Source organism: Deltaproteobacteria bacterium (genome assembly GCA_030654105.1).
In the GTDB taxonomy this organism is placed as follows: domain Bacteria; phylum Desulfobacterota; class SM23-61; order SM23-61; family SM23-61; genus JAHJQK01.
Genome location: JAURYC010000036.1, coordinates 1 through 2,748, shown reverse-complemented (window position 1 = coordinate 2,748; position 2,748 = coordinate 1). Strand labels below are relative to the sequence as shown.

General features: G+C 51.6%; 1 protein-coding gene. It reads left to right on the top strand.

Going from position 1 to position 2,748, the window contains the following annotated elements:
- The first annotated feature begins 152 nt into the window (after positions 1–152).
- Entirely contained in the window at positions 153–2,636 is a 2,484-nt protein-coding gene (gene recG / locus Q7V48_01425; protein ID MDO9209401.1) for an ATP-dependent DNA helicase RecG, read from the top strand.
- Positions 2,637–2,748: the final 112 nt, after the last annotated feature.

Sequence of the window (2,748 nt, the reverse complement as noted above, 5' to 3'; positions counted from 1 at the left end):
CCTTCGTCGTTGCGGCGTACCTTGTAAGTACGCCTCTCTCCTCAGCTTTTGCGCGCCTTGCATATGGAGCTTTTTACTTTGCCATCCCAATTTTAACTTTTTACGAGATCATCAAACTTTAAGAAATAATTTAAGGATGGGAATTGCCAACGATGCCGTCGGAGGATTTAAAACAAATTCTTGAAGCCTTAGAAAAGCCCCTCCGGTTTGCTTCTGGAAACGATTATGCCAACCTGAAAACATTGAAAGCCCTGGAACCCTACATGGCCCACTGGTTGGAAAAAGCCTTGGCCCTTCCCCTCAGCCCAAGGAGGCAGGAGTTATTCAATCGCTTGATGGTTCAGGTTAAGGGCTTTGATGGCATGGACCTGGTTAAGAAGAAAGCCCAGGTCCTCGAATTCCAAAAAATATTTAACGACCTCAAATGCGAGGATTCAGCTCCCGTTCCCTGTCAGCCCTGGCCAACCCTGGCAGAGTTTCGCCAGTTTCGCCAAGACCTGCAAACCCCCATCCAGTACATCAAAGGCGTTGGGCCGCGCCTCTCTGAGATCTTGAAGAAAAAAAATATCCGCACTGTGGAAGATGCCCTTTATTTTCTCCCCCGCTTTTACCAAGACCGCCGGCAAATCAAAACCATCTCCCAGCTTTCGGTGGGGAAAGTAGAAACGGTCATGGGGACAGTCCGGCAGGCAGAGATGTCTTATTACCGAAAGCGGCGCACTTTCGAATTGACCATCGGGGATGAGACCGGCACCCTGGTCGCCAAATGGTTTCACTTCAACCCCCGTTATATGAAAGGAAGGTTCCGGAAAGGTATGCGCCTGATCCTCTCCGGAGAGATTAATCTTTATCAATTCCAGAAAGAGATGCATCACCCCGAGATAGAAATCCTCGAAGAAGGTGAGGAACCATCCCACCCGGAAGGAACCTCCAGCGGCAAAGGCGGCGTTGAAGACTCCTTGCATTTCGGGAGCATCGTTCCTATTTACTCAGAAACCGAAGGACTATACCAGCGTCAGCGTCTGATCCGCCGCATTATGAAAAATGTAGTTGACCTTTTTGCTGCTAAGGCTTTCAGCGGGATCCCTGAGGAGATCTGTCGGCGTCAGCGGCTGATCCCTCTTGCAGAGGCATTGCGCAGGGCGCACTTTCCCGACCCGGATGAAGACATTGCTTTGCTCCTGGAAGGGAAATCTCCCTCTCACCGCAGATTGATCTTCGATGATTTTTTCTTTATGGAATTAGGCCTGGCCCTGCGCCGCAGCGGGACCCTGATGGAAAAAGGCATTGCCTTTCCCATCTCGCACCGTTACACCCAACAACTCCGGGAACTTCTTCCTTTTGTCCTCACCTCGGCACAGGAACGTGTCCTTACGGATATCGAATCGGATATGCGCCAGCCTCACCCCATGAATCGCCTTCTCCAGGGAGACGTGGGTAGTGGCAAAACCATCGTAGCCTTGATGGCTGGACTCATGGCTATTGAAGGAGGATACCAAGTGGCCATGATGGCCCCTACAGAAATTTTGGCCGAGCAACATTTTCTCAACGTTCGTCCAGTGGTGGAGAAACTCGGCCTGAGAGCTGCTCTTCTCACCAGCAGCCTGAAAAAAAACCAAAAAGAAACCCTTTACCGGGAGATTGCCAAAGGAGAAATCCATATCGCCATTGGAACCCACGCCCTCATCCAGGAAGGGGTAGAATTTCATAAATTAGGCCTGGCCGTCATCGATGAACAGCATAAGTTCGGAGTTATTCAGCGCGCGACCTTGAGAAAAAAGGGATACAACCCCGATGTTCTGGTTATGACCGCTACCCCTATTCCCCGTACGCTGGCTATGACCCTTTACGGTGATCTGGAGGTTTCCGTGATCGACCAGCTCCCTCCAGGGCGTGGGACCATTTCGACACGAGTCTTCAACGAAAAGGAGCGATTCCGCGTCTACCGCATCCTCCGGGAAGAGATCTCTAAGGGGAAACAAGCCTACGTGGTATACCCTCTGGTTGAGGAATCCGAGCGCCTGGACCTCAAAGACGCCACCCAGATGGCCAAACACCTGCAGCGGGATATCTTTCCGGAATTTAAAGTGGGATTGATTCACGGCCGGATGAAAAGTGAAGACAAAGAAACGATTATGGCCGATTTTAAGGCCCGGCGCATCCATATCCTTGTTTCGACCATCGTCATCGAAGTGGGCATTGACGTACCCAATGCCTCCGTCATGGTGATTGAACATGCCGAGAGGTTTGGCCTTTCCCAGCTCCACCAGCTTCGCGGCCGAGTGGGCCGAGGGCAAGACCCATCCCAATGTCTCCTGGTTGCCAAACACCCTGTAAGTGAAGATGCCGGGAGGCGCCTGCGGGTGATGGGACAGACCACCGACGGCTTTAAGATATCCGAAGAGGATCTGGTAATTCGCGGCCCCGGGGATTTACTCGGGACCCAGCAGTCGGGGCTACCCGACTTCCGGGTGGCCAATTTTTTGCGAGACTTCGACCTGCTCCACGAAGCCCGCCAGGAGGCATTTTCCATAATCGCCCGGGATCCTACTCTCTCTCTCCCGGAACATCTTTTGATGAAAGAAACTCTGCAGGAACGGTGGAGAGGAAGGCTCGAGTTAGCTACGATAGGATAAAACAAGTTCGGAGTTTCCAGTTCACCCCCTCCCCTCTTTTCTTGACTCTTCCTTTAAAATTTTGTATATTCCAGGCGAAATTCAGGCTTTTTGTTCCTACGCTGATTTTGGT

Coding starts and splice junctions, on each gene's coding strand:
- recG (MDO9209401.1), top strand. CDS start 153: ATGCCGTCGGAGGATTTAAAACAAATTCTTGAAGCCTTAGAAAAGCCC.